We start from the raw sequence: 24,828 nt of genomic DNA, 5'->3' as shown, positions 1-24,828 counted from the left end.
CAGGGTTCAGAGGTGGTAGAAATCGAGTACGGAATTGATCGTGTCGTTGAGCAGCACCACGTGTTTGCGGGCGATCTTCCAGCTCTCTCCGTCGGGGCGCAGGCGGTAAGTGGCGCGGCCGAAGAATTGTTCGGCGGTTTGCATGCGGTAATACAGGGTGCTCCAGTTGACGCGCACCTCCAGCTCATCGTCCTGCAGCGGCGCGATGCGCACGTTGCTGATCAGGTGCAGGGTGCGCGGCATCGGTATGGTCGACGCCGCCTTGCCGGTGCGAATGCGGAACACCCGGTCTTCCAGGCCACCCCGGTTGGGGTAATAGATCAGCGACATGCCTTTTTTCGGGTCGGTGGTGTAGACGTGCTCCGAATCCCATTGCGGCAGGTGGAACTCGCTGTCGTCGCTGAACATGGCCAGGTAAGCGTCCCAATCCTGGGTATCGCAGGCCTCGGCGTTGCGGTAGAGAAATTGCTCGACGCGGTATTGCAGTTGCGAATTCATGTTCACACCTCACGCAGTTTCAACGGTTGTTGTTCGGCCGCCTTGCGCGCCAGGCCTTCGAGCAAAAAGCGCTGCCAGTTGGCGTGCTGGTTGACGTACAGGCCTTCATGGGTGAACTCGGTGCCGGTCAGCGCCGGCGCGATGCCAATGGCTTCGCTGTTGCGGGTGGCGCCTTTGACCCACTTGCCTTCGCCGCGGGAAATGTCGCTCCAGCGTTCCAGTCGGGCCTGGAAACCGCGCTGGGCTTCACGAAATTCCACCAGGTCATCGGGCGTGCCCATGCCGGACACGTTGAAGAAGTCTTCGAACTGGCGAATGCGGTTTTCCCGATCGGCATCCGACTCGCCGACCACACCCAGGCAGAAGCTGTTGATCTCGGTTTTGTTCCAGGCCAGCGGGCGGATGATCCGCAGTTGCGAGCTGATCTGGTCGAGAAAGAACATGCTCGGGTAGACGTTCAAGTTGCGCAGGCGATGCATCATCCACTCGGCCTTGCCTTGGCCGTGTTCCTTGACCAGGCGCGGCATGATGCTGGCGTAACCCGGGCGCACGGCCGGGTTGGGCATGTCGCTGAACAGCACGCTGTGGCCATTGTGGAAGGCGAACCAGCCGTCGTCGGTTTCCTTGTCACCGGCACCCAGCTTGCTGTAGTCCAGGGTGTCGCCGGCGCTCAGGCCTTTTTCGGCGTTGACCTGCTGACGATGCTGCACGGTGGCCACGTAGTTGTAGTGGACGGTGCTGACGTGATAACCGTCCAGGCCGTTCTCGTTCTGCAGTTTCCAGTTGCCGTCGTAGGTGTAAGTCGATTTGCCCGGCAGCACTTCGAGCTGACCGGTTGGCGATTGCGCCACCATCATGTCGAAGAACACTTTGGCGTCACCGAGGAAGTCTTCCAGGGTGTCGGTGCCCTCCACGTTGAGGCTGACGAACACAAAGCCGTTGTAGCTTTCGATGCGGGCCTTTTTTAGGCCGCGGGTGGCCTTGTCGAAGCCTTCGGAGTATTCGCCCGGCGCCTTGACCTTCACCAGTCGACCGTCGCTTTTGTAGCACCAGGCATGGAAGGGGCAGGTGAAGGTTGACTGGTTACCCTTGCCAACGCGGGTGAGGGTGGTGCCGCGGTGTTGGCAGGCGTTGATCAGCGCGTTGAGACGACCTTCACCGTCGCGGGTGATGATCAGCGGCTGGCGCCCGGCGCGCATTGTCATGAAGTCGTGATTATTGGCGATCTCGCTTTCGTGGCAGGCGTAGATCCAGTTCTTCTCGAAAATCAGTTCCATTTCCAGATCGAACAATTCCGGGTCGGTAAACATATCGCGGGCAATACGATAAACACCGTCTTGCGGACGGAAGTCCAGGCAACTTTCGATATAACTTTTCCACTGTTCGACACTTCGTGCAGTTGTCATTTCCCGGTCCTCGGCCAATGGGCTAATTCATGGGTTCATTTAATGCCTTGGTGGCGGGCAGGGTCTATCCGCTTATTAGTGGAAACCCATCCGGAAAATAAGCCCCGTTCTTCTGTCGTTGGCGGCTTATCCCCGTAAACACTGGCTTTTGTCGCGCTTGTCGGCTGAGCAAAGGCTGAGCAAATGGCTATTTGTCGTTCAGTAACGGGATAGCCGCTGACGAACTTGTTACGGCTTAATTTCAATCGAAGCACCATCAGAGTGTCTCGCTGCAGGTCGCTGGAAACTGCCATTGCTCATGGCCTTGGGTTCCGTACCAAAAGTGCCTTCTATTCATGTGCTGCTAAATAAGCGGCAGGGGGAAGAAATAATATGTTGCATAAAGCGTGGTTAGTTCGGGGAGTTCAAACAGTTGGCTTGTTGACGCCATTGTTGGCGCAGGCAGATGTGGTCAATGACAGCAAGCTGACGCTGGGTACGCGCAACTTTTACATCGATCGGGATTACAAAGAAAACAACCCGCCCCATTCGCGAGTGGGCAGTTGGACCCAGGGTTTCGATCTGCGTTTCGCCTCCGGCTATACCGAAGGTCCGGTGCAGTTCGGCCTCGATGCCGAGGCGCAATATGCGTTTCGCCTGGACGGCGGTGGCGGGCGCGGCGATGACACCATCATCCCTTACAGCCAGAGCCGTCAGGAGCAGGCCGATGAATACGGCCGTGGCGGTGTGACGCTGAAAATGCGCTATTCAAAAACCGAGCTGAAAGTCGGTGAGCTGCGGCCATTTCTACCCGTGGTGATCATCGACGATTCGCGCCAACTGGTCACGACCTACCGCGGTGCGTTGCTCGAATCCAAGGAAGTCGACCGCCTGACATTGACCGCCGGCCGGCTGACGGAGATCGGCGCGCGTAACTCCTCCAACTACGAAAAACTGTATCTGCAGACCGGCTCCGGCGTGCGCCATGGCAGCGACGGCCTGAACCTCGCCGGCGCCAGTTACGCCTTTACCCCTTCGCTGACCGGCACCTACTTCTACGCGCAACTGGAAGATATCTACCAGCAGCACTACCTGGGTATCACTCATCTGGCGGATCTGGGCGACGGTTATGGGCTGAAGACCGACCTGCGTTACTTCAACAACAGCGAAGACGGCGACGCCCTTTACGGCGACATCGACAACCGTTCCTACGGCGCCATGACCTCGCTGAAAAAGGGCGGGCACCGCTTCGGCGTGGGCTACCAGCGCATGCTCGGCGATAGCAACTTCCCGACTCTGGGCGGTTATGTCCCGCAGCCGTTTCTGGTGAACTGGTCGCGGGTGGGGTTCATCAAACCCAACGAAAAATCCTGGCAACTGCGTTATGACTGCGACTTTGCCGCCCTCGGCGTGCCGGGTCTGAACTTCATGACCCGCTACTTCAAGGGCACGTCGGTGGACCGTGGCGACAACCTCAGCCAGGCAGCGGAACAGGAGCGCAATCTGGTGTTGTCATATGTGGTGCAAAGCGGGCCGCTCAAAGGCGTGGGCGTGGAGGCGGGCAATGTCGTCGCCAAATTCAGCCACGGCAATGACTGGGTGGAGAACCGCCTGATCACCACTTACACCTGGAAATTTTGGTAACGTCCTGCCCCCAAATCGAACGCGGTTGTGCGCTGAAGTGACGCCTTGGGTAGCGCATTACCCAGGGCGTTGACCCTTGCCGGCACCGTTGCTGTGCGCGCCAACGCCGCACAGCGCGTTCGATATCCAGATAGTTTCCGATTACTAGCCAAAAAATGCGGATATCGCCTGTTCGCAGCGGCTGGGCATAGCCCTTGCAAACGTAATGAGAATACGCGCCGAAGAGCGTGTCGATGTCCATTGCCGTGGGTGTACTGAGATGACCGAACCAAACGTTGCCCAGTTTCGAGATATCCGCATAGATCGCTACGACCTGGCTGGTGCCCGTGCCTGGATGGCCGGTATTTGTGGGCCACACGAACTGCAGACCAGCCAGCCAAACCGGATTCAGTTTCACCACAAGGCCAATGTGTTCAAGTCCATGTCCACGACCTTGGGCCGGATGGAATACGGCACCGACGTGACCATTGGCGTCGAGGATGCCGAACACCTCAATTGCTACAGCCTGAGCTTGCCGATTCGCGGCGAACAGGAATTGCTCAAGGACGGTCGCCGGTTGCACTCCAGCCAGGACCAGGGCCTGATCGTGACCCCGCACGAGACCCAGGCACTGACCATGGCCGGTGACTGCCACAAGATTTCCGTGGTGATCACCCGCATGGCCATGCGCCAAACCCTGGAAGGCATGCTCCAGCGCCCGTTGGAAATGCCGGTGAAGTTCGAGCCAGTGATGGACGCGGTCAACGGTGCCTCGGCCTCCTGGTGGCGGCTGGCCCGTTATTACATCGATGAGCTGGAGCGCGGCCAGGATCTGTTCAATCAGGTGTTCTTCACCCGCGATATCGAAAGCGCGTTGATCAAGGGCCTGATCCTTTCCCAGCCCAACAATTACAGTGCCGAGTTGCGTGACCAACTGGGCGCCAAGTTGCCGTACTACCTGGTGCGCGCCAAGGACTTCATCGAAAGCAACGCTCGCGAAGACATGCATCTGGAAGACATCGAGGCGGCAGCCGGGGTGTCCCGCTTCAAATTGTTCGAAGGTTTTCGCAAGTACTTCGGCGTCTCGCCCATGGCTTACCTGAAAAAGTATCGCCTCGGCGCGGTGCGCCAGGAAATCCTCGAAGACGCATCGGTGCGCAACATCTCGGTGATCGCGATGTGCTGGGGCTTCTCGCACTTGGGCCGGTTTGCCAGCGAGTACCGCAAGCTGTTCAACGAAACGCCCAGCGCCACTCTGCAACGCAGCGAAGCCCGTCGCAATCGGTCGCTTTGAGATGACGACCTTGCAAGCCGCCACCGCTAACAGTGTGGGCCTGAATTTGTCGTTGATGTGCCGCGAGCCGGTTTTCACCAGCCGCTCGGCGCAGGAAACCCAGCGCTTGATGGGACAAGCGCTGGTGGAGCATGAGTTGGATTGGCCTCGGGGCGGCGTCGACACGGCGTTCTATCGCGGCCAGGTGGCCAGCTGCGAACTGTATGCGCTGCGCTACGGTGGCCAAGTAGAAATCCGCCCGCAGCCTTTCGAGGATTTCGTGCTGGTGCAGATGCCGTTGCGCGGCAATGCCACCCTTGAGTCCGATGGCATGGGCTATGGCGTCAGCCCCGGAGAAGTGGCGATCCTGTCCCCGCGTGAACACGCGCGAGTGGTGTGGGAGGAGGGGTGCGAGCAACTGATCCTCAAGCTGCCACGGGCACTGATCGAGGCGAGCCAGCAAGCGTTGGCCGATGACTTGCCGTCAGGCTTCACCTTGGCGCCGGTCAGCCGCCTGCAACGGCCACTGGCGATGCGCTGGTTTCGTCTGGTCAGCGAGTTGCTGGAGCACTTGCCCGAGGGCGAGGCGAGCGCAACGCCTTCGCGCTGGCTACAGCATCTGGAGCAAAGCCTGCCGCTGTTTCTGCTCAGCCATTGTGGCGTTGCGCAGCAAGACTCGCCTTCGCCGCGTCAGCCCACCCGCCAGTTGCAAAAAATCGACAGCTGCATGCGCGAACACCTTGCGCAGGGCATCAGCCTGGCTGAACTGGCGGTTGCCGCCGGGGTGAGCATTCGCAGTCTGAACACCTTATGCCAGCGCGAATACGGGCAAAGCCCGATGGACCGTTTGCGCGGATTACGGCTTGAGGCCGCGCGGGAATACTTGCTGGCGCGACCGCAAGCGAGTGTGACGGAGGTGGCGCTGGAATTCGGGTTTGGGCACGTGGGGCGATTTGCCAATTACTATCGGCAGCGGTTTGGAGAGTTGCCCAGGCAGACGATGAAGTCTCAGGCATGAGCCGGAATCGCGAGCACAAAAAAACCCGCCATAAGGCGGGTTTTTTTTTGGCCGGAGATTTTGATCTCCGAACCGTGTCTGGCTCCACGACCTGGACTCGAACCAGGGACCCAGTGATTAACAGTCACTTGCTCTACCAACTGAGCTATCGCGGAATGGCGCCTATGTTACTGATTCAAAAAGAGAAGTCAAGCACCTGATGGCAACTCTGCAGATTCCTCGGGACGGACGGTGGTTTATCGTTGATTGGCGGTTACCAGAATCGCCGGCGAGGTCTACCATGGCTGCCCGGAAGTGGTTACACGCGCTACCGGCCATTCGCCGAAAAGGTACGCGCCATGTCTCGCTTGACCCGCAAAACGTCCGAAAACACAGAGGTGCTCGCATGAGCATCGCACAGATCAGCCTGCCCAAAGGTGTCGGCCCCCACGCCGAAAAACTCTTCGACGCGATCACCCAGGCCAGCAGCGCTGATGAGTTGAATCGCGCCGGTGGCAAGGCCGAAGGGTTTGTCCTGGGCCTGGAAAGCACCAAGGCGATCAAGAGCCAGGTGGCTGAATCGCTCTACGTCGCCTATGACGACGCCGCCAGCCAACGTGCGACCGAGTTGGCTTAACCGCCGAAGGTGATCGTGCCCATCATCAGTTTGGCATAGAGCGCCGTGGCGCCCAGTTGCACCAGCCACAGGGCCAGGCCGCCGAGGAACACACCAGCAGCGACTTGCATCACCAGGTTGTTGCCACGTTTGGCCGGGACGCGGGGGACGAAGCGATCCAGCTCATCCAGGTCATCGCGATCAGCGCGAAGGTTGTCGTTTTTCATGTGGGTTCTCGTGGAATTCCAGGGGCTACACAATACCTGTAGGAGCGGGCCTGCTCGCGATGGCTGCCGCACATTCACCACAAACGGTGGCTGATAGATTGCTATCGCGAGCAGGCTCGCTCCCACATTTTGATTTGTGTGCAGTTTAGAGGGCTGAGCTTCGGCTTTGAGATTTATCTGTGACAAATAAAAAACGGGAAGCCCAATGGCTTCCCGTTTTTCGTATCACGGAGCGCTTCAGATCACCTGAACAATCGCATCCGTAACGGCCTTGATGTTGCTCTGGTTCAGCGCAGCCACGCAGATACGACCGGTGTCCAGCGCGTAAATGCCGAATTCGTTGCGCAGACGGTGAACCTGCTCAACGCTCAGGCCGGAGTAAGAGAACATACCACGCTGACGGCCGACGAAGCTGAAATCACGCTGCGGAGCGTTTTTCGCCAGGGTCTCGACCATCTGGGTGCGCATGCCGCGAATGCGCAGGCGCATTTCGGCCAGTTCGGCTTCCCACTGGGCGCGCAGTTCCGGGCTGTTCAGCACAGCGGCGACGATGCTTGCACCGTGGGTCGGCGGGTTGGAGTAGTTGGTGCGGATCACGCGTTTGACTTGCGACAGCACGCGTGCGCTTTCTTCTTTCGATTCGCTGACGATCGACAGGGCACCCACACGCTCGCCGTACAGCGAGAACGACTTGGAGAACGAGCTGGACACGAAGAAGGTCAGGCCCGATTCAGCGAACAGGCGCACAGCAGCGGCGTCTTCGTCGATGCCGTCGCCGAAACCTTGATAGGCCATGTCGAGGAACGGCACATGGCCTTTGGCTTTGACCACTTCCAGGACGTTGTTCCAGTCCGCCGGGCTCAGATCCACACCAGTCGGGTTGTGGCAGCACGCGTGCAGCACAACGATCGAGCCGTTTGGCAGGGCGTTCAGGTCTTCCAGCAAGCCAGCACGGTTTACGTCGTGGGTCGCGGCGTCGTAGTAGCGGTAGTTCTGCACCGGGAAACCAGCGGTTTCGAACAGTGCGCGGTGGTTTTCCCAGCTCGGATCGCTGATCGCCACGACGGCGTTCGGCAGCAATTGCTTGAGGAAGTCGGCACCGATTTTCAGTGCGCCGGTACCACCAACAGCCTGGGTGGTGAGGACGCGACCGGAAGCGATCAGCGGCGAATCATTGCCGAACAGCAGTTTTTGCACGGCCTGATCGTAGGCAGCGATGCCATCGATTGGCAGGTAGCCACGGGAAGCGTGTTGAGCGACGCGAATGGTTTCGGCTTCGACAACGGCGCGCAGGAGTGGAATTCGCCCCTCCTCGTTGCAATAAACACCGACCCCCAGATTGACCTTATTGGTACGGGTATCGGCGTTGAATGCTTCGTTGAGGCCCAGGATTGGATCGCGTGGTGCCATTTCGACAGCGGAGAACAGGCTCATTTTTGCGGCGGCTCTGAATGGAGAATGGAGGGACGTGTCGCGCTCCAGCCGAATGCACTAGAGCGGTGCACAAACGGGGAGCTAGTATAGAGGCCATCTGCGACACATGGCGACAGACGAATCGGCTTTTACGGTAAGTTTTTCCGATTATTTTTCGACCGTTAGTCGATTGATGTCGTCAAAGGCTTTATGCGTTGTAGGACGTTTGCCTTGAAAGCGATGGCAATCGGCTCCACATTGAGTGCAATCCAGTTTTTTCCTCGGGCGACATCGGTCGTTTGCGGTCTTTCTCGTTCATGCCGGTTTTGCCGGCAAGAGTGATCCCAGAGGTTTTACATGTCTGAATTTCAGCTAGTCACCCGCTTTGAGCCCGCCGGCGATCAACCGGAAGCCATCCGTCTGATGGTCGAGGGCATAGAAGCCGGGTTGGCGCACCAGACGTTGCTCGGTGTAACCGGCTCGGGCAAGACCTTCAGCATCGCCAACGTGATCGCCCAGGTGCAACGCCCGACGCTGGTGCTGGCGCCGAACAAGACCCTGGCGGCGCAGCTGTACGGCGAGTTCAAGGCGTTCTTCCCGAACAACGCCGTGGAGTATTTCGTTTCCTATTACGACTACTACCAGCCCGAAGCCTATGTGCCGTCTTCGGACACCTTTATTGAGAAGGATGCCTCGATCAACGACCACATCGAGCAGATGCGACTGTCGGCGACCAAAGCGCTGCTGGAGCGCAAAGACGCGATCATCGTCACCACCGTGTCGTGCATCTACGGTCTGGGCAGCCCGGAAACCTACCTGAAAATGGTTTTGCACGTGGATCGCGGCGACCGGCTCGATCAACGCGAGTTGCTGCGACGCTTGGCCGACCTGCAATACACCCGCAACGACATGGATTTTGCCCGTGCGACCTTCCGGGTGCGCGGCGACGTGATTGATATCCACCCGGCGGAATCCGATTTCGAAGCAATCCGCATCGAATTGTTCGACGACGAGGTGGAAAGCCTGTCGGCGTTCGATCCGCTCACCGGCGAAGTCATCCGCAAATTGCCGCGCTTCACTTTCTACCCGAAGAGCCACTACGTGACGCCCCGGGAAACCCTGATGGGTGCCGTGGAAGGGATCAAGGAGGAATTGAAGGAGCGTCTGGAATACCTGCGCTCTAACAACAAACTGGTAGAAGCCCAGCGACTGGAGCAGCGCACGCGGTTCGATCTGGAGATGATCCTCGAACTGGGCTACTGCAACGGCATCGAAAACTACTCACGCTACCTGTCCGGTCGCGAAGCCGGCGCACCGCCGCCGACCCTTTACGATTACCTGCCGGCGGATGCCTTGTTGGTGATCGACGAATCCCACGTCAGCGTGCCGCAGGTGGGCGCGATGTATAAAGGCGACCGTTCGCGTAAAGAGACGCTGGTCGAGTACGGCTTCCGTCTGCCATCGGCGCTGGACAACCGGCCGATGCGTTTCGATGAATGGGAAAGCATCAGCCCGCAGACGATTTTCGTCTCGGCGACGCCGGGCAACTACGAAGCCGAGCACGCCGGGCGCGTCATTGACATGGTGGTGCGCCCGACCGGGCTGGTGGACCCGCAAATCGAGATCCGTCCGGCACTGACCCAGGTCGACGACTTGCTGTCGGAAATCACCAAGCGCGTTGCTCTGGAAGAGCGGGTGCTGGTCACCACGCTGACCAAGCGCATGGCCGAGGATTTGACCGATTACCTGGCCGACCACGGCGTCCGCGTGCGTTACCTGCACTCGGACATCGACACCGTGGAACGGGTGGAAATCATCCGCGATCTGCGCCTGGGCACCTTCGATGTGCTGGTGGGGATCAACCTGCTGCGTGAAGGCCTGGACATGCCGGAAGTGTCGCTGGTGGCGATCCTAGATGCCGACAAGGAGGGCTTCCTGCGTTCCGAGCGTTCGCTGATCCAGACCATTGGACGGGCGGCGCGTAACCTCAATGGCCGGGCGATTCTGTATGCCGACCGCATCACCGGCTCCATGGAACGGGCGATCGGCGAGACCGAGCGTCGGCGCGACAAGCAGATTGCCTTCAACCTGGCCAACGGCATCACCCCGAAAGGTGTGTTCAAGGACGTTGCCGACATCATGGAAGGCGCCACCGTGCCGGGCTCGCGCAGCAAGAAGCGCAAGGGCATGGCCAAGGCCGCCGAGGAAAACGCCAAGTACGAAGCGGAACTGCGCTCACCGGGCGAGATCGCCAAACGCATCAAGGCTCTGGAAGAGAAGATGTACGCGTTGGCGCGTGATCTCGAGTTTGAAGCGGCGGCGCAAATGCGCGATGAAATTGGCAAGTTGCGCGAGCGATTAATCACAGTCTGACCGCGAACGAATCCCCTGTAGGAGCTGCCGAAGGCTGCGATCTTTTGATCTTGTTTTTTAAAAATCAAATTCAAAAGATCGCAGCCTTCGGCAGCTCCTACAGGGGGTTAATGTGCTTCCCCGGCCTTGAGCCCCTCCGGCAGTTTCTTGGTCAACAACACCGCCAGCATGCTGATCCCCAGCGCAATCCCGACAAAGTGAAACGCATCGTTGTAAGCCATGATCGACGCCTGCTGATGCGCGATCTCACTGAGCTTGCCCAGTGCCGCGTTTTCGTTGCCCAACCGATCCGTCAGTGATGCAAGGCGCTCGGCCACCTGCGGGTTGCTCGGCACGATGGATTCGCGCAAGTAATCAAAATAGGTCTTGGTTCGCGCGTCCAGCAGCGTGGCGAGGAGGGCGATGCCGATGGCGCCGCCGAGGTTGCGCAGGATGTTGAACAGGCTCGACGCCGAACCCGCGTCCTGCGGCAGGATGTACGCCGTGGCGATCAACGAAATGGTGACCATGATCAGCGGCTGGCCCAGCGCGCGGATGATCTGGATCTGATTGAACTGCGGCCCGGCAAAATCCGGGTTCAACACACCCGAAGAAAAACTCGCCAGCCCGAACAATCCAAAGCCCAGCGTGCACAGCCATTTCGGCGACACGTACTTCATCAGTTTCGGCACCAGCGGAATCAGAAACAGCTGCGGCACGCCCATCCACATGATCACCTCACCGATCTGCAGGGCGTTGTAGTTCTGGATCTGCGCCAGGTACAGCGGCAGCAGATAGATAGAACCATACAAGCCGACCCCCATGCCGATACTGGAAATGCTCGATAGACCGAAGTTGCGATTACCGAGGATGCCGAGGTTGATCAGCGGATTGGGCTTGGAAAATTGCACGATCACGAAGGTGATCAGGCTGATCAGCGCAATGCTGCCGAGCGTCACGATCAGGCTCGATTCCAGCCAGTCCTTGCGATGGCCTTCCTCCAGAAACACCTGCAAGCAACCGAGGCCGACGCCAAGGGTGACGATGCCGGCGTAGTCGGTGCTTTTCAGCAATTCCCAGTGCGCTTCTTTCTTCTCCAGGCCGTACATCAGGCCGGCAATCATGATCAGGCCGGGTGGAATGTTGATGTAGAAGATGTATTCCCAGCCCCAGTTCTCAGTCAGCCAGCCGCCCAAAGTCGGGCCGATGGAGGGCGCGAAGGTGGCCGTCATGGCGAACATCGCCATGCCTTTGGCGCGGTGATGTTCCGGGAGTTTGATCAGCGTGAGGGTGAATGCCAGCGGAATCAGCGCGCCGCCGGTAAAGCCCTGCAAGGCGCGAAAGACGATCATGCTTTCCAGGCTCCAGGCCATGGAGCACAGCAAGGACGCGACCAGGAAGCCAAGGGACACCCACACCGCCAGCCGTCGCGCCGACAGCAACTGAACCAGCCACGCGGTCAGCGGGATCATGATGATTTCCGCCACCAGGTACGAGGTGGAAATCCATGAACCTTCTTCCAGCGTTGCCGACAGCGCGCCCTGAATATCCTTGAGCGACGAGTTGGTGATCTGGATATCCAGCACCGCCATAAAGGCGCCGAGCATCACACTCATCACCGCAATCCAGTCCCGCCGCGTCGGTTCCCCGACCGGGCGGATCAATTGATCACCGGCCATCGTCAGCGGCGTCTTTGCTGCTCAATTTGGCGCGTTCGTTTTCCGGGGCGTCCTTGATGTTTACCTTGGCAGTGACCGACATGCCCGGGCGGATCTTGCCGCGCAGCGGGTTGTCGGCGGCGAAGGTCAGTTTGACCGGAATCCGTTGCACGACTTTGGTGAAGTTGCCGGTGGCGTTGTCCGGCGGCAACAGGCTGAACTGCGCGCCCGAGGCGGCGAACAGGCTGTCGACCCGTGCTTCGATCGGCGTGTCGCCATAGGCGTCGAAGGTCAGTTCGGCTTTCTGGCCGGGCTGCATGTGGCCGATCTGGGTTTCCTTGAAGTTGGCCTGAATCCAGATGTCTTCATCGGGCACAATCGACAGCAGGTAAGCGCCGGCCTGCACATATTGGCCATTGCGCGCGGCACGCTGGCCGATCAGACCGCTGATTGGCGCATGGATATCACTGCGGGTCAGATTCAGTTCGGCCTGGGCCAGATCAGCCTTGGCATTGGCTATCTGCGCGTCAAGTCGTTTGATTTCAGCGGTCAATGCATTGACTTGCTGGCGCTGCCCCTGAGCATCCGCCTGGGCTTTGGTCAGTTGCGAGCGGGCGATGTGGTTGTCGGCGGAGAGGGTGGTCACCCGTTCTTCCGAGACATAGCCAGGCTTGCGCAGGGTTTCGGCGCGGTTCAGGTCGATCTGGGAGCGACCGAGGCTGGCCTGGCTGGAGGCGACTTGCGCGTCACTGGCGGCAATCAGGCTGGCTTGTTGGGTCAGCTTGCTCTGGGCTTGCAGGCGTTCGGCCTCGCGGGTGGCGAGGGCGGCGTTAGCGCGGTCGACAGCCAGGCGGAAGTCATCACCTTCGAGCCGGATCAGCAACTGGCCTTTCTCGACATGCTGGTTGTCCTGCACCAGCACCTGATCGATACGCGCGCCCAATTGACTCGACACGCGAGTGATCTCGCCCTGCACGTACGCGTTGTCGGTGCTTTCATAAAACCGTCCTTTAAAGAACCAATGGGCAAAGAAGCCCCCGGCAATCAGCAGGACGAGCAGCAGGAATATGGACAGGCGACGCTTGAGTTGGGCAGGCATGGGGCAAACTGTAGTCGAGAATATGTAAGGAAAGTTATCAGCAGGCGAATCTGGCATACAGCCGATAAACGGTAAATGCCATCGGCTGATATTCGGCCATTCACCGCGCCATACGGGCGTTGTAGACGCAAAGTTGGCTTAAATGCCCTGTTCACTGGAGCCGGACTGGGTCCGCCTGTTACCATTCGCCCCTTATTTGTTCTTCGCTTTTTATTCTTTCGAGACATGCCATGACCACCGTCCGCACTCGCATCGCGCCATCGCCTACCGGGGACCCCCACGTAGGTACCGCCTACATCGCCTTGTTCAACTACTGCTTTGCCAAGCAGCATGGCGGTGAGTTCATCCTGCGGATCGAAGACACCGACCAACTGCGTTCGACCCGCGAGTCCGAACAGCAGATTTTCGACGCTCTGCGCTGGTTGGGTATCGACTGGAGCGAAGGCCCGGACGTTGGCGGCCCGCACGGCCCGTACCGCCAAAGCGAGCGCGGCGACATCTATCAGAAGTACTGCCAGCAACTGGTCGACCTGGGCCATGCCTTCCCGTGCTTCTGCACCGCCGAAGAGCTCGACCAGATGCGCGCCGAGCAAATGGCTCGCGGCGAAACTCCGCGTTACGACGGCCGTGCGCTGTTGCTGTCCAAGGAAGAAGTGGCCCGCCGCCTCGCCGCTGGCGAACCGCACGTAATCCGTATGAAGGTGCCGAGCGAAGGCGTCTGCGTGGTGCCGGACATGCTGCGTGGCGACGTTGAAATCCCGTGGGACCGCATGGACATGCAAGTCCTGATGAAGACCGACGGCCTGCCGACGTACTTCCTGGCCAACGTGGTCGACGACCACCTGATGGGCATCACTCACGTATTGCGTGGCGAAGAGTGGCTGCCATCGGCACCGAAACTGATCCTGCTTTACGAGTACTTCGGCTGGGAACAACCAGAGCTGTGCTACATGCCGCTGCTGCGTAACCCGGATAAGAGCAAGCTGTCCAAGCGCAAGAACCCGACCTCGGTGACCTTCTATGAGCGCATGGGCTTCATGCCTGAGGCAATGCTCAACTACCTGGGCCGTATGGGCTGGTCGATGCCGGACGAGCGCGAGAAGTTCTCGCTGCAGGAAATGGTCGGCAACTTCGACCTCAAGCGTGTGTCCCTCGGTGGGCCGATTTTCGACATCGAGAAGCTGTCGTGGCTCAACGGTCAGTGGCTGCGTGACCTGCCAGTCGAAGAGTTCGCTGCGCGCGTACAGAAGTGGGCACTCAACTCTGAATACATGATGAAAATCGCGCCGCACGTACAGGGCCGAGTTGAAACCTTCAGCCAGGTTGCACCGCTGGCCGGGTTCTTCTTCGCCGGTGGCGTGAACCCGGATGCCAAGCTGTTCGAATCGAAGAAGCTCTCGGGCGATCAGGTTCGTCAGTTGATGCAGTTGATCCTGTGGAAGCTCGAAAGCCTGCGACAGTGGGAAAAGGACAGCATCACCGCGACCATTCAGGCCGTAGTGGAATCCCTGGAGCTGAAGCTGCGTGACGCCATGCCACTGATGTTCGCCGCGATCACCGGCCAGGCCAGCTCGGTCTCGGTGCTCGATGCGATGGAAATCCTCGGGCCGGACCTGACCCGTTTCCGTCTGCGCCAGGCCATCGACTTGCTCGGTGGCGTGTCGAAGAAAGAAAACAAAGAGTGGGAAAAGCTGTTGGGTGCAATCGCCTAAACGCTTTTGATTTTCTGTAGGAGCTGGCGCAGCCTGCGATCTTTTGATCTTGTTTCTAAAAACCAACGTCAAAAGATCGCAGCCTGCGACAGCTCCTACAGGGCGCGTATGTTGTAAACCTCTTGATTTTCGGGGGAAGGGCGGTAAGTGATTGTTATGCCGACAAAAAATTTTAATTTTTTTTAAAAATAAGTTTGACAGGCTTTCGATACGCCCTTAAGATTCGCCCCGTCCTCAGCGATGACATCAACGATGAGGGGCTATAGCTCAGCTGGGAGAGCGCTTGCATGGCATGCAAGAGGTCGACGGTTCGATCCCGTCTAGCTCCACCAATTTACACTTCAAGGCCTGGCCACACCGGCCTTGAAGCGATCAACACTCAGCGTTGATCAGTTGTATAGAAGGGTTTGCGTCCCCTTCGTCTAGTGGCCTAGGACACCGCCCTTTCACGGCGGTAACAGGGGTTCGAGTCCCCTAGGGGACGCCAGTTTTACAGAAGCGATGTTGCAAGATGTCGCTCCGCCGCGAGGCGAAAAATCCGGGGCTATAGCTCAGCTGGGAGAGCGCCTGCATGGCATGCAGGAGGTCAGCGGTTCGATCCCGCTTAGCTCCACCAATTTACAGTTCAAGGTTTGGCCACACCGGCCTTGAATCGATCAGCTCTCAGCACTGATCAGTTGTATAGAAGGTTTGTGTCCCCTTCGTCTAGTGGCCTAGGACACCGCCCTTTCACGGCGGTAACAGGGGTTCGAGTCCCCTAGGGGACGCCACGATTACCCGCTTTGCGGGATTTTATAAGGGTCATTCAATTATTGAATGGCCCTTTTGTTTGTCTGGCGTTCGGCCAAATCTCCCCCCATTCTTTCAAACTGTTCTTCAGACCAGCGGTCACATCCACGACTTGCAGAAAATTATTATGAGAATAATATTCTAGTCGTAATATTCGGAGGCAACGATGAACGATAAAAAAGCTCAAACCCGCGAACGCATTCTCAAGGCCGCTAGCGCAGCGCTGATTCAGCGCGGCCCGGCCGAACCGAGCGTGGGCGAAGTGATGGGCGCAGCGGGCCTGACGGTCGGCGGCTTCTACGCGCACTTCGAAAGCAAGGACGCGATGATGCTGGAGGCGTTCAAGCAATTGCTCGGCCACCGTCGTGGCCTGATTGCCGATATGGATGCCGAGCTGACCGGCGAGGAGCGTCGCGCATTGGTGGCAGCGTTTTACCTGTCGCGCAAACACCGTGACTCGTCTGAATCGGCGTGCCCGATCCCGGCGTCGGTCGGTGAACTGGGGCGACTGCCGGAAGCGTTTCGCATCGCACTGAATGAACATGTGGAAATGATGGTCGCGCAGTTGGCGGCCAGCCCGGAAGACACCGACAAAGCCCTGGCTGACATGGCGTTGATGGTGGGTGGTCTGGCTCTGGCGCGGGCGCTGGGACCAGGAGAGTTGTCCGATCGATTACTGCGCGCCGCCAAATCTGCGGTGCTGTGACCTGAAGGCTGCGGCCTGGGGAGAATGCGATGAGCACGTTGAAGTGGGTTCGTGGCGTGAATGGCACCTTGGGCTTGTTTGCACCGAAACTGGTGGCAAGAAAAATGCGATTGGCGTTCATGACGCCAAGGGACTTACCGCCGCGTGACTGGGAGCTGCCATTGCTGGCGAAGTCCGAGCGGATCACTTTGCGCTTCGGCCTGTCGGCGTTGCGCTGGGGCCAAGGCCCGGCGGTTTTGCTGATGCACGGCTGGGAAGGTCGGCCGACGCAGTTTGCCAGCCTCATCACTGCGCTGGTCGACGCCGGTTACTCGGTGGTCGCCCTGGACGGCCCGGCTCACGGTCGTTCGCCCGGCAGTGAGGCGAATGTGGTGCTGTTCGCCCGCGCCATGCTTGAAGCCGCCGCTGAATTGCCGCCGTTGCAAGCCGTCATCGGGCATTCAATGGGTGGCGCCAGTGCCATGCTGGCCGTGCAACTGGGCCTGCGCACCGAAACACTGGTCACCATCGGCGCCCCGGCGCGCATTCTTGGCGTATTGCGCGGGTTTGCCCGGTACGTGGGTCTTCCGCCCAAAGCCCGTTCGGCGTTCATTCGCCAGGTCGAGAAAGATGTCGGGATGCGCGCCGCAATGCTCGACGTCGCCCACTATCAACTCGACATGCCCGGCCTGATCGTCCATGCCGAAGACGACGACTTTGTTTCGGTCAAGGAATCGCAACTGATCCACGAAGCCTGGTTTGACAGCCGTCTACTGCGCCTGCAAGAGGGCGGTCATCAGCGGGTGCTGGCTGACCCTCGGGTGATTGATGGTGTGTTATCACTGCTGGCGGGCCGCAGTCTGCAATCGCGCCAATCGGCCTGAGCTTCCGTTACACTGCCCCGGTCGAAATAATCTGACCGGGAGTGGGGCATGGGCTGGGATCGGACAACGCCATTTATCATTGATCTGCAAGTGGGCGCCGAGGACATTGACGGCTTGGGTCACGCTAACAATGCGGTGTACGTGACCTGGCTCGAACGTTGCGCTTGGCGCCATTCCCAGCGCCTGGGCCTGGATCTGGTCGAATACCGTCGACTGGACCGGGCCATGGCCGTGGTGCGGCACGAAATCGATTACCTGGCCGCCGCCTATGAAGGCGACGAACTGCAATTGGCGACCTGGATCGTCGATTGGGATCAACGCCTGAAAATGACTCGGCACTTCCAGTTGAAGCGCCCCAGTGACAATTCGACGTTGCTGCGCGCGCAAACCACATTCGTTTGCATAGAGCTGTCCACCGGCAAGCCCAAGCGCATGCCGACCGAATTCATAGAAGGCTACGGCCCGGCGTTGCAAACTCCGGCCTGACACAATTTGTGTAGGAGCTGCCGAAGGCTGCGATCTTTTGATCTTCAAGAAGCAAAATCAGAAGATCGCAGCCTTCGGCAGCTCCTACGGAGTTTACCTTTTCAAGAGTGAAAACCAGTAAACTGCCGCACGTTTTTTCCTTGAGTAGTGTTTTCCCCATGCAAATTGCTTTGGCGCCCATGGAGGGGTTGGTCGACGACATCCTGCGCGACGTGCTGACCCGAGTGGGCGGCATCGATTGGTGCGTGACCGAATTCATTCGGGTCAACGACCAGTTGCTCACCCCGGCCTACTTCCACAAGTTCGGCCCGGAGTTGCTCAACGGCGCCCGCACCGCGTCAGGTGTGCCGCTTCGTGTGCAATTGCTCGGTTCCGATCCGGTGTGCCTCGCGGAAAACGCGGCGCTGGCCTGCGAGCTGGGTTCCGAAGTGATCGACCTGAACTTCGGTTGCCCGGCCAAGACCGTGAACAAATCCCGTGGGGGAGCGGTGCTGCTCAAAGAGCCTGAGCTGCTGAACCAGATTGTCGAGCATGTTCGTCGCGCAGTTCCGGCACACATTCCCGTCACCGCCAAAATGCGCCTGGGCTTCGACAGCCCGGATGGTTCGCTGGTTTGCGCCACGGCTTTGGCCGAAGGCGGCGCTGAACATATCGTGGTTCATGCCCGCACCAAAGTGGACGGCTACAAGCCGCCAGCACACTGGGAATGGATTCCGCGTGTGCAAGAGGTCGTCAAGGTGCCGGTGTTCGCCAATGGCGATATCTGGAGCGTCGAAGACTGGCGTCGATGCCGGGAGATCAGCGGCGTCGAAGACATCATGCTCGGTCGCGGCCTGGTTTCGCGCCCCGATCTGGCGAAGCAAATCGCCGCCGCGCGGGCCGGTGAAGAGGTCGTGGAAATGTCTTGGGCCGAGCTGTTGCCGCTGATCCAGGACTTCTGGCTGCAAGCCAAGGCGCAGATGACAGCGCGGCAATCGCCGGGTCGTTTGAAGCAGTGGCTGGCGATGCTGACCCGCAATTATCCCGAGGCCGTAGAACTGTTTACCGTCCTGCGTCGCGAGACTGAACTGGATAATGTCTCGCGTTTACTGGGCTTGCCGGTGGCGGAAGCGGCTTGAAATAATCTCTTCCAGCGCAACAAGAAGGGCGCCAATGGCGCCCTTTTTTGTACCCGCGAATTAACGTTGGCCGTTGAACGTCGCTGATTCAATTGCACGGGGATGTCGGGACGAAAACAACAAGCCGCCAGCGATTTGCCAGATCACCGCAAACGCGCCGACCAGGAACACAATGTCGCCGAACGTGCGCACCCAGCGTAGGGTTTGCAGCAGGTCTTGCTGCATGAACGCTTCGCTGCGGGCGTACCACAGGCCTTGGCTGGCACTGGCGTAGAACTGCAGGATGCCGATCGGCAACAGGCTGGTGACGATCATCAGCATCAGGCCGCCGTTGAGCCACCAGAAGCCGGTGTTCATCAGTCGGTCGTTGAATTGCAGGTTCGGTCGCAGGTAACGCAGGATCAGCAGGCTGAAGCCCAGCGCCAGGCAGCCATAGACCCCGAACAACGCCGCGTGCGCATGCAAGGGTGTGGTGTTCAAACCCTGGATGTAATACAGCGCAATCGGTGGGTTGATCAGGAAGCCAAACACCCCGGCGCCCAGCATGTTCCAGAACGCAGTAGCGATGAAAAACTGTAACGGCCAGCGCAGCCGTGCCATCCATGGCGCGCGCTCTTTCAGGCGCCAGTTTTCCCAGGCTTCATGCCCCAGCAGAATCAGCGGCACCACTTCCAGAGCGCTGAAGGTTGCGCCCACAGCCATCACCGGCGTGGTGGTCCCGGCGAAGTAGATGTGGTGGAACGTGCCGGGTACGCCGCCGAGCATGAACAGCGAGGCCGAGCCGAGGGTCGCGGTGGTGGCCAGGCGTTTGGAGACCAGCCCCATGCTGGTGAAAATGAAAGCCAGGGCCGTGGTGGCGAACACTTCGAAGAAACCTTCGACCCACAGGTGCACGACCCACCAGCGCCAATACTCCATGACCGACAGGTTAGTGCGTTCGCCGTAGAACAAGCCCGCACCGTAGAACAGGCCGATGGCAATGACGGACGCGGCCAACAGCGCCAGCAGGTTCTTGTCGCCTGGCTGACGCAGGGCAGGGACCATCGCGCGCAACATCAACACCAGCCAGAACACAATCCCGGCAAATTTGGCGATTTGCCACAGGCGGCCCAGATCTACGTATTCGTAGCCTTGGTGGCCCAGCCAGAAACTCCATTGCGCCGGCATCAACTGTGCGATGGCGAGGAAGTTGCCGGCATACGAACCGACCACCACCAGCACCAGCGCCCAGAACAGCACATCCACGCCGATCTTCTGCCATTTCGGGTCTTTGCCGCCGTTGATGAACGGCGCCAGAAACAGTCCCGCCGCGAGGAACCCGGTGGCGATCCAGAACATCGCACTCTGCAAATGCCAGGTCCGGGTCAGCGAGTAGGGGAACCACTTCGAGAGCGGCAAGCCATAAAAGTCCTGGCCTTCGACCGTGTAGTGCGCGGTCAGGCCACCCATCAATACCTGGAAACCGAACAGCGCGCCGACCAGCAACAGATACTTGCCCAAGGCTTTTTGCGAAGGCGTGAGTTTGATCAGGCTCAGGGGATCCTGAGCCGGAACCTTGGGCTCGCCTTCTTCGTGATTGCGCAGGAACGCCCAACCCCAGACCAGGAAACCGATCCCGGCAAGCAGCACGACGATGCTGACAATCGACCAGACCATGTTTTCGGCGGTCGGGTGGTTGTCGATCAACGGCTCGTGGGGCCAGTTATTGGTAAATGTCGCGCTCTGGCCATCGCGTTCGGTGGCGGCAGCCCAGGCAGTCCAGAAGAAAAACTGCGTCAGCTGCTGGCGCCGGGTGGCGTCGGGCAGGGTGTTTTCTTTCATGGCAAAGCTTTCGCGGCTGTGGTGCAGCGAAGCGTCGTTGCCGAACAGCGCGTGGTAATACGCGGCGGTTTGCGCAATGGCCTGAATGCGACGATCACTGAGCACCAGCGTGCCGTTTACCAGCCGATTGCCACGGTACTCGCGTTTGAGTTGATGGCGCAGCAGGGCCTGCTGATCGTCATCGATGTCCTGATAAACCTTGCCGTAATTCTGCTGCGCCGCCAGGTCGAGCCACGCGAGCAATTCTCGGTGCAGCCAGTCGGCGGTCCAGTCTGGCGCCTGATAGGCACCGTGGCCCCAGATCGAACCCAACTGCATGCCGCCGATGCTCTGCCAGGCGGTTTGGCCATCGAGGATGTCGTCGGCACGGAACAGCGTCTCGCCGTCGACGCTTTGTACCTGTGCGGGAATCGGTGGCGCTTGTCGATAAATCTCGTGGCCGAACCAGCCGAGCAGGCAGAAGGTCACGCCGAGGACGCCAATCAGCGACCACCATAACTTGCGGTATTCACCCATGGATCACCTCAAAGTCAAAAAAAAGCGCCCGCATAACGAGTATGCGGGCGCAGAAAACCCGGCCGTGTGATCGGGAAGAGACGCCGGGGTGTTGCTCAGGGAAATGATCGGTTGCTGCGATCATTCATCAGCGGTGCGGGACGTTTGTCCGCAGACCGAATGCGTGGCTTCAATGTAAGGCGCACCCGCCACCGCGTCACTCCTACACAAGGTCAGTGCCGTCACGTCTGGGTTTTAACGATTCATACGAAGGTATGGCGTCGCGATAGCTGAAAGGTAGGAGCTGCCGAAGGCTGCGATCTTTTGATCTTTTTTTACAATCAAAATCAAAAGATCGCAGCCTTCGGCAGCGCCTACAGGGGCGCGCGCTATCGCAGCAGTTTTTGAAACTCCTCCACCGGCAACGGCTTGCTATGCAGATACCCTTGATAAAAATGGCAACCCAGCCCCTGCAAAAACTCCAGTTGCTCGGCGGTTTCCACGCCTTCGGCAATCACTTTCAATTCCAGGCTGCGGGCCATGGCGACGATGGCGCGAATGATCTCGGCGTCGTTGGGGTCGGTGGTGGCATCGCGGATGAATGACTGATCGATTTTCAGCGTGTCGACCGGCAGGCGCTTGAGATAAGTCAGGGATGAATAGCCGGTACCGAAGTCGTCCATGGCGAAACTGACGCCGAGTTTCTTCAGGCGACGCATTTTGCTGATGGTGTCTTCCAGGTTCTGGATGACGATGCCTTCAGTGATTTCCAGTTTCAGCAGCGAGCAGGGCAGGCCGTAGCTGGCGAGGCTTTCTTCGACGCGTTCGACGAAGTCGGCCTGGCGGAACTGCCGCGGGCTGATGTTCACGCACAGGCTGAAATTCAACGGGTCCACCAGACCATTGGAGATCAGTTGGCGGCAGGCCTTGCAGGCTTCGTCGAGAATCCAGGTGCCCACTTCCAGGATCAGGCCGCTGTCTTCCAGCACCTTGATGAATTCGGTGGGCGATTGTGCGCCGAGTTCCGGGTGATTCCAGCGCACCAAGGCTTCGGCGCCGACGATGCGGTTATCCCGGGCATCGAGTTGCGGTTGGTAATGCACACGGAATTCGCCACGGGACAGGGCCAGGCGCAGATCGGTTTCCATGCGCAGGCGCTCGCTCGCGGCTTTCTGCATGGTGTTGTGGTACATCTGCGCGGTATTGCGCCCCGAATCCTTGGCGCGATACAGCGCAATATCCGCCCGCTTGAGCAGGTCGGTGGGCGTGGAACCGTGATCGGGAATCAGCGCAATGCCGATACTCGGCGTCACTTGCAGGCGCTGGCCGTCGAGGAACATCGGCTCCGACAGCAACTCACGCAAGGTGTCGGCCAACTGCCGCACTTGCAGGCTGACGTCGTTTCGAGAGCCTTCAAGACCGCTGAGCAGCACCACGAATTCATCGCCACCCAAGCGCGCGACGGTGTCTTCCATGCGTACGCTGGCTTCCAGGCGTGCGGTGATGATTTTCAGCACGGTATCGCCCACCGGATGGCCGAGTGAGTCGTTGATGTGCTTGAAGTGGTCGAGGTCGAGGAACATCAGCGCGCCACGCAAATTATGGCGTTTGAGCAGGGCGATTTGCTGGCTCAGGCGATCCATCAGCAGGGCGCGGTTGGGCAGGTTGGTCAGCGGGTCGTGGTAGGCGAGGTGACGGATCTGCGCCTCGGCGTTTTTCAGCAGGCTGACGTCTCGCGCAGTCAGCAGCAGGCACGCAGTTTCGTTGAGGGTGATCGGCTCAACCGACACTTCGACGGTCAGCAACTCGCCGCGTTTGTTGCGCCCGAGCATTTCCTGATGGTGCACCCGGCCCTTGATCTGCAATTCGGCCAGCAATGCCGAGCGTTGTTTTTCTTCGGCCCAGATCCCGACTTGATACACCGTGCGGCCAATCACTTCATCGGCTCGGTAGCCGGTCAAGCGGCAGAAGCCGTCGTTGACCTCCAGATAACGCCCGGTGTCGCGCTCGGTGATGGTGATGGCGTCTGGGCTGGAATGGAACGCCTTGGCGAATTTCTCTTCACTGGCCTTGAGCGCCGCTTCCGAGCGTTGTTGCTGGGTGATGTCGCGCAGGGTGGTAACGATGCAGGGTTGGTCGCCAACGCTGATCTGGCGGCTGGAAATCACGCAGGTCAGGGATTGCCCGTCCTTGTGCTGGACGACAATCGCAACGTTGTTCAGGCCTTGTTCGCGAATCACCTGTTCGATGCGCTGCAAGCTTTTTGCCGAGGCGTCCCACAGGCCGATTACGTCAGCGCTGCGCCCGATTACATCGGCAGCGGTCCAGCCGAAGGTCTGGGTGAAACTGGAGTTGATCTCGATGAATTGGCCGGTGTCCTGACGGGTCACGCAGATCGGGTCGGGGCTGACCTGAAACAGCGTGGCGAACTTCTCTTCGGAGGCCACCAAACGTTGCTCGCGTTCGACCTGATCGGTGATGTCGAGCAGGGTGCCGGCCATCCGCAGCGGCAGGCCGTTTTCGTCGCGGTAAAGGCGGGCGCGGCTTTCTAGATAGCGCGAGCTGCCGTCCGGCAATTGCACGCGATAAGTCAGTTGATAGTTGCCGGCCGGGCCTTCGCGCAGGCTGCGGTAGGCGTCGCGCATGGTGTCGCGTTCTTCGCCGGGCACGCCTTCGAAGAATTCTTCGAAGGACTCGTGAAAAGGCTTGGCTTCCAGACCGTGCAGCTGCGCCGCGCGGGCCGAGCCGTAGAGCATGCCGCTGGGAATGTGCCAGTCCCAGGTGCCCAGCTGCGCCGAGTCCAGCGCCAGATCGAGGCGTTCCTGGCTGTCTTTTAAAGCGTGCTCGGCGGCTTTGCGTTCGGTGGTGTCGAGGAACGTGCTGAGTAAATAGGGTTGGCCTTCGAGCTCGACTTTTTGTGCGCTGAGGATGCCATCGTGGATCTGGCCGTTGCTGGCGCGAAATTGCACCTCCATGCTGGTCAACTCGCCTTTGGCCTTGGTCGCCTTGACCAGCTCCGCTCGCTGCTCGGGGTGCACCCACAGGCCCAGTTCCAGAGTGGTGCGGCCGATCGCATCTTGCACCGGCCAGCCGAACAGGCTTTCAAAGTATTGGTTGGCTTCGGTGATCAGACCGTCTTCCTGGCGGGTCAGCAGGACCATGTTCGGGCACAGGTGAAACAGCGTGGCGAAGCGTTTTTCCGAACTGCTCAGTGCCTGTTCGCGCTGGCGCTGGTGGGTGATCTCACGGATCACGCCGATCATCCGGGGGCGGCCGTGTTTGTCCGGCAGCAGGCTGCCGTTGATCTCCAGCCAATGCAAGCTGCCATCGGGCCAGCGAATGCGGTGGTGCATCGCTTGCTCCAGCGGTGCTCCGGCGATCACCGCGTGGAAGGCGCGAACGGTTTTCGCCCGGTCCTCCGGGGGTAGCAAATCGAGGTATTCCAGGTCGGCCGGTAACGGTTGTCGCGGATCGAAGCCGAATAGCGCCTGCGTGCCCCGCGACCAACTGATTTGCCCGCGTTCGATATCCCAATACCAGGCACCCAAACGTGCACCGTTCAGGGCTGCCAGCAATTGCGGGGCACTTTCCCAGCTCTGCTCGGAGCTTCTGGGGTCAATTGCCTGAATACGTGGCATCGGCGGAATACGGTCAACAGATTTCGGCATTGGCAAGCCTTGGGCTGAATTGAGCTTTG

General features: G+C 59.4%; 19 protein-coding genes and 5 tRNA genes. 14 read left to right on the top strand and 10 right to left on the bottom strand.

What is annotated here, in order from left to right:
• Positions 1 to 6 precede the first annotated feature (6 nt).
• Genes antB through KVG88_RS23365 form a run of 3 tightly spaced genes read right to left on the bottom strand, consistent with a single transcriptional unit; the run spans position 7 to position 2,197 of the window.
• Complete coding sequence (gene antB / locus KVG88_RS23375; protein WP_150701179.1) at positions 7 to 498, bottom strand: anthranilate 1,2-dioxygenase small subunit; 492 nt, start codon at positions 496 to 498, stop codon at positions 7 to 9.
• A gap of 2 nt (positions 499 to 500) precedes the next feature.
• Entirely contained in the window at positions 501 to 1,904 is a 1,404-nt protein-coding gene (gene antA, locus KVG88_RS23370) for an anthranilate 1,2-dioxygenase large subunit (RefSeq protein WP_150701180.1), read from the bottom strand.
• Between the two features lie 35 nt (positions 1,905 to 1,939).
• Positions 1,940 to 2,197 carry a hypothetical protein gene (locus tag KVG88_RS23365; RefSeq protein ID WP_217872870.1) on the bottom strand — a complete coding sequence of 86 codons (258 nt, stop codon included), beginning with the start codon at positions 2,195 to 2,197 and terminating at the stop codon, positions 1,940 to 1,942.
• Between the two features lie 79 nt (positions 2,198 to 2,276).
• Here KVG88_RS23365 and KVG88_RS23360 point away from each other — a divergent pair, with 79 nt between their 5' ends.
• From KVG88_RS23360 to KVG88_RS23350, 3 genes are all read left to right on the top strand, one after another.
• On the top strand, positions 2,277 to 3,527 hold the full coding sequence (locus KVG88_RS23360) for an OprD family porin (protein WP_217872869.1): 1,251 nt from the start codon (positions 2,277 to 2,279) through the stop codon (positions 3,525 to 3,527).
• A 259-nt stretch (positions 3,528 to 3,786) separates the two neighbouring features.
• Positions 3,787 to 4,800: an AraC family transcriptional regulator gene (locus KVG88_RS23355; protein ID WP_191630444.1), complete on the top strand. Its 1,014-nt coding sequence runs from the start codon at positions 3,787 to 3,789 to the stop codon at positions 4,798 to 4,800.
• Position 4,801: 1 nt separating this feature from the next.
• Positions 4,802 to 5,797 carry an AraC family transcriptional regulator gene (locus tag KVG88_RS23350; RefSeq protein ID WP_217872868.1) on the top strand — a complete coding sequence of 332 codons (996 nt, stop codon included), beginning with the start codon at positions 4,802 to 4,804 and terminating at the stop codon, positions 5,795 to 5,797.
• 79 nt (positions 5,798 to 5,876) lie between these two features.
• On the opposite strand, the gene KVG88_RS23345 is transcribed toward KVG88_RS23350, so the two are convergent.
• Positions 5,877 to 5,952: transfer RNA gene (locus KVG88_RS23345), tRNA-Asn, on the bottom strand.
• A gap of 230 nt (positions 5,953 to 6,182) precedes the next feature.
• Here KVG88_RS23345 and KVG88_RS23340 point away from each other — a divergent pair.
• The gene (locus tag KVG88_RS23340; protein ID WP_020795513.1) at positions 6,183 to 6,413 is read left to right on the top strand and encodes a hypothetical protein; all 231 of its coding nucleotides are present in this window, start codon (positions 6,183 to 6,185) and stop codon (positions 6,411 to 6,413) included.
• On the opposite strand, the gene KVG88_RS23335 is transcribed toward KVG88_RS23340, so the two are convergent.
• Positions 6,410 to 6,619: a hypothetical protein gene (locus KVG88_RS23335; protein WP_150701183.1), complete on the bottom strand. Its 210-nt coding sequence runs from the start codon at positions 6,617 to 6,619 to the stop codon at positions 6,410 to 6,412. The two genes, KVG88_RS23340 and KVG88_RS23335, sit on opposite strands and share 4 nt — an antisense overlap.
• Positions 6,620 to 6,856: 237 nt before the next feature.
• Positions 6,857 to 8,053: an amino acid aminotransferase gene (locus KVG88_RS23330; protein WP_217872867.1), complete on the bottom strand. Its 1,197-nt coding sequence runs from the start codon at positions 8,051 to 8,053 to the stop codon at positions 6,857 to 6,859.
• Positions 8,054 to 8,389: 336 nt separating this feature from the next.
• Here KVG88_RS23330 and uvrB point away from each other — a divergent pair, with 336 nt between their 5' ends.
• The gene (uvrB, locus tag KVG88_RS23325) at positions 8,390 to 10,405 is read left to right on the top strand and encodes an excinuclease ABC subunit UvrB (RefSeq protein ID WP_150701185.1); all 2,016 of its coding nucleotides are present in this window, start codon (positions 8,390 to 8,392) and stop codon (positions 10,403 to 10,405) included.
• Between the two features lie 107 nt (positions 10,406 to 10,512).
• Here uvrB and KVG88_RS23320 read toward each other — a convergent pair whose 3' ends face one another.
• Entirely contained in the window at positions 10,513 to 12,063 is a 1,551-nt protein-coding gene (locus tag KVG88_RS23320; protein WP_225934122.1) for an MDR family MFS transporter, read from the bottom strand.
• A complete protein-coding gene (locus tag KVG88_RS23315) occupies positions 12,053 to 13,141 on the bottom strand; it encodes an HlyD family secretion protein (RefSeq protein ID WP_150701187.1) in 1,089 nt (362 codons plus the stop codon). Before KVG88_RS23315 ends, KVG88_RS23320 begins: the two co-directional genes overlap by 11 nt.
• Before the next feature lie 230 nt (positions 13,142 to 13,371).
• Here KVG88_RS23315 and gltX point away from each other — a divergent pair, with 230 nt between their 5' ends.
• The 9 genes from gltX to KVG88_RS23270 all read left to right on the top strand — a co-directional run bounded on the left by gltX (position 13,372) and on the right by KVG88_RS23270 (position 18,815).
• Positions 13,372 to 14,853, top strand: coding sequence for a glutamate--tRNA ligase (gltX, locus tag KVG88_RS23310; RefSeq protein ID WP_217872866.1), 1,482 nt, complete (start codon positions 13,372 to 13,374; stop codon positions 14,851 to 14,853).
• Positions 14,854 to 15,109: 256 nt separating this feature from the next.
• A tRNA-Ala gene (locus KVG88_RS23305) sits at positions 15,110 to 15,185 on the top strand.
• A gap of 79 nt (positions 15,186 to 15,264) precedes the next feature.
• Positions 15,265 to 15,340, top strand: a tRNA-Glu gene (locus KVG88_RS23300).
• 53 nt (positions 15,341 to 15,393) lie between these two features.
• A tRNA-Ala gene (locus KVG88_RS23295) sits at positions 15,394 to 15,469 on the top strand.
• A gap of 78 nt (positions 15,470 to 15,547) precedes the next feature.
• Positions 15,548 to 15,623: transfer RNA gene (locus tag KVG88_RS23290), tRNA-Glu, on the top strand.
• Between the two features lie 185 nt (positions 15,624 to 15,808).
• Positions 15,809 to 16,348, top strand: coding sequence for a TetR/AcrR family transcriptional regulator (locus KVG88_RS23285; RefSeq protein ID WP_056853720.1), 540 nt, complete (start codon positions 15,809 to 15,811; stop codon positions 16,346 to 16,348).
• 29 nt (positions 16,349 to 16,377) lie between these two features.
• Positions 16,378 to 17,211 (top strand): alpha/beta fold hydrolase, encoded by an 834-nt coding sequence (locus KVG88_RS23280; RefSeq protein ID WP_150701189.1) that lies wholly within the window; start codon positions 16,378 to 16,380, stop codon positions 17,209 to 17,211.
• A 48-nt stretch (positions 17,212 to 17,259) separates the two neighbouring features.
• A complete protein-coding gene (locus KVG88_RS23275; protein ID WP_217872865.1) occupies positions 17,260 to 17,697 on the top strand; it encodes an acyl-CoA thioesterase in 438 nt (145 codons plus the stop codon).
• A gap of 158 nt (positions 17,698 to 17,855) precedes the next feature.
• On the top strand, positions 17,856 to 18,815 hold the full coding sequence (locus KVG88_RS23270) for a tRNA dihydrouridine synthase (protein ID WP_150701191.1): 960 nt from the start codon (positions 17,856 to 17,858) through the stop codon (positions 18,813 to 18,815).
• A gap of 60 nt (positions 18,816 to 18,875) precedes the next feature.
• On the opposite strand, the gene KVG88_RS23265 is transcribed toward KVG88_RS23270, so the two are convergent.
• Both KVG88_RS23265 and KVG88_RS23260 read right to left on the bottom strand, forming a co-directional pair.
• Positions 18,876 to 21,152 (bottom strand): nitric-oxide reductase large subunit, encoded by a 2,277-nt coding sequence (locus tag KVG88_RS23265; protein WP_217872864.1) that lies wholly within the window; start codon positions 21,150 to 21,152, stop codon positions 18,876 to 18,878.
• A gap of 368 nt (positions 21,153 to 21,520) precedes the next feature.
• Positions 21,521 to 24,799, bottom strand: a complete 3,279-nt coding sequence (locus KVG88_RS23260; protein WP_150701198.1) for a PAS domain S-box protein — start codon at positions 24,797 to 24,799, stop codon at positions 21,521 to 21,523.
• Positions 24,800 to 24,828 lie beyond the last annotated feature (29 nt).

The organism is Pseudomonas azerbaijanoccidentalis (genome assembly GCF_019145495.1).
GTDB lineage: Bacteria > Pseudomonadota > Gammaproteobacteria > Pseudomonadales > Pseudomonadaceae > Aquipseudomonas > Aquipseudomonas azerbaijanoccidentalis.
This window is presented reverse-complemented; position numbering and strand designations above follow the sequence as displayed.